The 4436-nt window shown below is 66.8% G+C and carries 7 protein-coding genes; 4 read left to right on the forward strand and 3 right to left on the reverse strand.

The features are described 5' to 3' along the window. The coding region (locus V5A53_RS13185; RefSeq protein ID WP_332314079.1) for a DUF7561 family protein at positions 1 to 201 on the reverse strand (201 nt) is incomplete at its 3' end. Positions 202 to 239: 38 nt separating this feature from the next. After that, positions 240 to 506 carry a hypothetical protein gene (locus tag V5A53_RS13190; RefSeq protein WP_332314080.1) on the reverse strand — a complete coding sequence of 89 codons (267 nt, stop codon included), beginning with the start codon at positions 504 to 506 and terminating at the stop codon, positions 240 to 242. Between the two features lie 166 nt (positions 507 to 672). Between V5A53_RS13190 and V5A53_RS13195 the strand changes: the two genes are divergently transcribed. Genes V5A53_RS13195 through V5A53_RS13205 form a run of 3 tightly spaced genes read left to right on the forward strand, consistent with a single transcriptional unit; the run spans position 673 to position 3170 of the window. After that, the gene (locus tag V5A53_RS13195; RefSeq protein ID WP_332314081.1) at positions 673 to 1536 is read left to right on the forward strand and encodes a YkgJ family cysteine cluster protein; all 864 of its coding nucleotides are present in this window, start codon (positions 673 to 675) and stop codon (positions 1534 to 1536) included. Between the two features lie 24 nt (positions 1537 to 1560). Further along, positions 1561 to 2475, forward strand: coding sequence for an NAD(P)H-binding protein (locus tag V5A53_RS13200; RefSeq protein ID WP_332314082.1), 915 nt, complete (start codon positions 1561 to 1563; stop codon positions 2473 to 2475). Further along, the gene (locus tag V5A53_RS13205; RefSeq protein WP_332314083.1) at positions 2472 to 3170 is read left to right on the forward strand and encodes a DUF7530 family protein; all 699 of its coding nucleotides are present in this window, start codon (positions 2472 to 2474) and stop codon (positions 3168 to 3170) included. Before V5A53_RS13200 ends, V5A53_RS13205 begins: the two co-directional genes overlap by 4 nt. Positions 3171 to 3174: 4 nt before the next feature. Here V5A53_RS13205 and V5A53_RS13210 read toward each other — a convergent pair whose 3' ends face one another. Further along, a complete protein-coding gene (locus tag V5A53_RS13210; protein WP_332314084.1) occupies positions 3175 to 3348 on the reverse strand; it encodes a DUF5786 family protein in 174 nt (57 codons plus the stop codon). Positions 3349 to 3482: 134 nt separating this feature from the next. Between V5A53_RS13210 and V5A53_RS13215 the strand changes: the two genes are divergently transcribed. Next, on the forward strand, positions 3483 to 4436 hold a 954-nt coding region (locus V5A53_RS13215; RefSeq protein WP_332314085.1), incomplete at its 3' end, for a DUF5784 family protein.

The following is a 4436-nucleotide window of genomic DNA, read 5'->3' on the forward strand; positions in this document are numbered from 1 at the left end:
CTCGTTCAGCGCCGCGACGTCCTCGCTGCTCGGCTCGTCGGGCAACGCTTCGATACAGTCGAAACAGAGGAAGAACTCGCTGCCGTCCTCGAACTCCAGGGTCATCCCGCCGGTGCCCTCGGGGTCGGACGACCAGATGCCGGAGATACCGCCGCCTATCGCCACGTCGTCGCCACAGCCCTCACACGGTTCGCTGGCCATGACCGGCGTAGGCGACAGAGGCTCAAAAGGAACGCGACCTACCGGGGCGGGTTGACCGCCAGTCCGTCGGCCACCAGCGGGAGCACCGCGAACGCGCTGGCCGCGAGCGCGGCCCAGACCGGAACGCTCGTCACCTGTCCGACCAGCCAGCCGAAGACCAGCAGCAACGGGATCGTCGCAAGGAGGAGATCGTATCGCGAGAGTTCGGAGACGTCGAGGGAGCGTAGTTCGTCCGGCTGGGGCGGACGGGCCATCCGGGAGATGTCACTACGTGGCTGTCGCTCCGACATCATCACCACCTCCACTCGATATTGAGGACGGATTTCAACTAAAATCTTACTCCGAAAATATCGAGGAATCGAGTAATTACATCTCTCTATTATCTCTCTATGTATCGAGGAACAGTCCTGTTACGTCATGGGCGGTTTTTGCGGTGGACCTACCGTCTTCGAGTGCTAACGTGACACACGCATGGACGTCAACTGTGAGGGGTGTGCCGGTTGCTGTATCGACTGGCGGGGCGTTGCCCCGTCGTCGGTGTCGCTGGACCACGAGCGCCGGGGTGGCCCAGTTCCGATCGACGACACCTACAACCTCGTGCCGCTGTCCAGCGACGAGGTGCGGCGGTTCCTCCGTGACGGTCTCGGCGACGTGCTGACGCCACGCCCGTTCGCCGACCCCGACGCCGGTTCGGCGGTGACCGTCGACGGCCACCGACTCGCGGCCATCGACGGCCGGCCCGCCTTCCTCGTCGGCCTCCGGAAGGTACCGAAACCGGTCGGTCCCTTCGGGGTCGACCCCGAGTGGCTGCCGAGTTGCGCCTTTCTGGACCCCGAGACCCTCCAGTGTCGCATCCACGACGACGAGCGCTATCCCGACGCCTGTAGCACCTATCCCGGGGACAACCTCGCTCTGGATGCCGAAACCGAATGCGAGCGCGTCGAGGGAGCGTTCGGCGGCGATCGCCTGCTCGACGACGACCCCGACGATGCCGAACCCCTGCTCGGGGTCGGTGCCCTCGGCGCGACGGTCTTTGCCCACCCGGACCCCGAGGCGCTGTCGGGACGCATCGAGCGCATCGCTGCGGGCGATCCCACCGACGCGGACCGCGCTGAGTTCGTCGCCGTCGCTGCCGCCTCCCGTCCCGGAACGCTGGCCATCGACGAGGGGCGCTACGAGGACGCCTACGAGCGGGTGCTGGCGGCCGATTCGTGGGCCGGCCGAGCGCGCGAAGAGTGGACACGGCGGGCCGAGGCTGACGAGGCCGCCGACCCGACCCTCGGCGAGGCGGTCGAGGACGACCGCGGCGCGCCCACGACGCCCGGGTGGGATTAAGGGCGTGGCCGGCAACGCATAGCTATGCGCGTGCTCGTGACGGGGGCGTCGGGATTCGTCGGCAGTCGGCTGGTGCCTGCGTTGTTGGAGCGCGGCCACGACGTGGTCGCGATGGTTCGCGACGCGGACCGCTATGACGGGCCCGCGAGCGTCGACGTCATCGAGGCCGACCTGCTGGAACCGCCCGTAACCGTCCCGTCGGTCGATGCCGCCTACTATCTGGTCCACTCGATGGGGACAGGCGGGGATTTCGAGGCCCACGACCGGGTGGCGGCCCGAACGTTCGTCGACGCCGTCGACGCCGCCGGCATCGAGCGGACGGTCTACCTCGGCGGCCTCGGCGACGACCGCGACAAACTCTCGGCGCACCTCCGTTCGCGCCGCGAGGTCGAACGCATCCTCGCCCAAAGCGAGGCCGACCTCACGACGCTCCGGGCCGCCATCATCGTCGGCGAGGGGTCGGCGAGTTTCGAACTCATCGCCCAACTGTCGGGGCGGTTGCCCGCGATGGTGACACCGAAGTGGGTCCGCACCGAGTGTCAGCCCATCTTCGTCGACGACGCTATCGAGTATCTGGTCGGCGTCCTCGATGTGCCGGCGACGGCGGGCGAGACCTACGGGATCGGCGGACCGGACGTCCTCACCTACGAGGCGATCCTCCGGCGGACCGCGGAGTTGCTGACCGGCCATCAGCCGCTCATCGTGCCCGTTCCCGTCCTGTCGGCGCGACTGTCGGCCGGATGGCTCTCGCTGGTAACCGACATCCCACCGAGCGTCGCCCGGCCGCTGGTCGAAGGGATGCGCAACACCGTCGTCGTCACCGACCACAGCATCGACGAGTACGTCGACGTCGAGTTGACTCCCTTCGACGAGGCCGCCAGACTGGCGCTTGGGGACCGCGCCGTGCTGGCCGAGGCGGAGGGGGTGCCCGAGGCGTGAGACGGCCGGAGTACGGCGAGACGTGGGCCTACGAGAGCATCATCGGCGCGCTGCCCGGCGTCAACATCTCCCGGCGGGCGGCCATCGCCATCCAGTTGATCGTCTTCGAGGTCGCCCTGCTGGGGCTGGCGTGGTACTACGCCCTCCCGGATATCATCGTCCCGGGGACGGCCGCCGTCGCCGTCGCCGCCGCCGGCAGCTCCGAGATGCTCCGAATCAGCGGCGCCGCCCGGGCCCCGGAGACGCCGGAGGCCTACCGCCGCCTGCTGTTCGGGTCCAGCGTCGAGGTGGTCCTCTCGGTTTTGGCCTTCATCGCCTTCGTCACCCACCTGTTCGTCTTCGACCCCGGCGGCGGCCCGCTGGTCGAGCGACTCTTCGGTACCCGGCCGCCGACGCTTGTGGTCTACCTGACGCTGCTGGTGATGTGGGACCTCTGCTATCGGCTCGGGACGGGGTGGTGGGCCGCCATCGTCGCGCTGTGGCGGTCGGCGACCTATCGGTTCGACCCCGAAACCGCCGCGACGCTCCGGCGGGCCGACCGCGAGACCCTGCTTTTCGGCATCATCCAACTCGTCCTGGTGCCGTTCATCCTCGATTTCCCGGTGCTACTGGCGGCGCTGATCGGACACGTCACTGCCGTCTTCGTCGTCACGACGACGTCGCTGGCGCTACTGCGCTGGCGAGAAACTGGATGAGGAACTACCGGGATTGCATCTGCTTGTATTGATCGAGCAGTGCTTCCGTCGAGTCCCCCGAATCGTACTCTATCTTCCCCTCGTAGTTGGTCCGCTCGTCGTCGAATGCGGCATCGACGGTGGACGTCTTCTCTTCGCGACGCTCGTGCTCGTCTTCGTCATAGGCACCCATTGACATGGTAAGTACACTCCCACTTTGCAGTTGTACATAATCAATGTAACGGGGATTTTTGGCGTACATTTATAAACGGAGAGTTGCGTTCACGCAACGTCGGACGAAACGGGTAAACCCGGTGACCGACTACGGCTAGTGTGGCCGGCCCTCTCCGTTTCCGACGTTCGAACGAGACGTGGACCCGCGACCGGGTCCGCAATCGACTTCTCGCACCGCTGGAGTCCTCTTTCGGTGCCCGCATCGAAGAGCCGTGGTTCGCGGTCAACGACGATCGATACGACGCCGTCCGCTTCGAGATGGACAACGGCGACATCGCCCTGTTCTGTTTCCGCCCCGGACGCGCCTACTGGCTCGGCAATACCGAAACTCCCGAGTCCCTGTGGCGAACCGACAAGGAGACCTTCGACGAGGCGCCCTACGCCGTCTCCCGGTGGGCACAGCGCGAGCTCACCGCGCGGATGGAACTCACCGACCCGTGGCTGACCGACTACGAACACCTCTCGTGGTTCTTCCTCCCCGTCTTCTGCTCGAAGGACGGTCGCGACTCGACGCGCCGCTTCTTCGACGAGGACGCCGCTGGCTTCCCAGATGCGACCCGCGAGGAGGGCCTCGAATTCTACGAGTCGCTTCTCTCGACGGGTGCCCTCGACGAGTTCCGCTACACGATGGCCTCGAAACTCGGCACCTCCCCGGGCTACGACCTGACCCGTATGCGCGCGACGATGGCCGAATTTAACGTCGCCAAACTCCTCATCGACGCCGGCCTCGACTTCGAACCGGAGGTCGAACAGGACAGCGGGCACGCGCTGGACTTCGCCGTCGACGGCCGACTCGTCGAGGTTACCCGACCGGAACCGCCCGCTCGTCGCACCCGCGCGGACCACCCCGTCGCCGCGGTCCGTGAGACCGGGAAGGCCAAACAGGACGGCCAACTCGACAAACACCCCGACGCCGCCCTCTTCGTCGACTGTACCTCCTTCACCGAACCGGAGTGGGACGCCGTCAAGGGCGAGCAACCGACCGTCAACCACGAACCGACCGTCGTCTTCCGCGCCCGCTCCGACGGACACATCGAGGGCTACCGCCACGGG

It is taken from the genome of Natronomonas sp. (genome assembly GCF_036625485.1).
In the GTDB taxonomy this organism is placed as follows: domain Archaea; phylum Halobacteriota; class Halobacteria; order Halobacteriales; family Haloarculaceae; genus Natronomonas.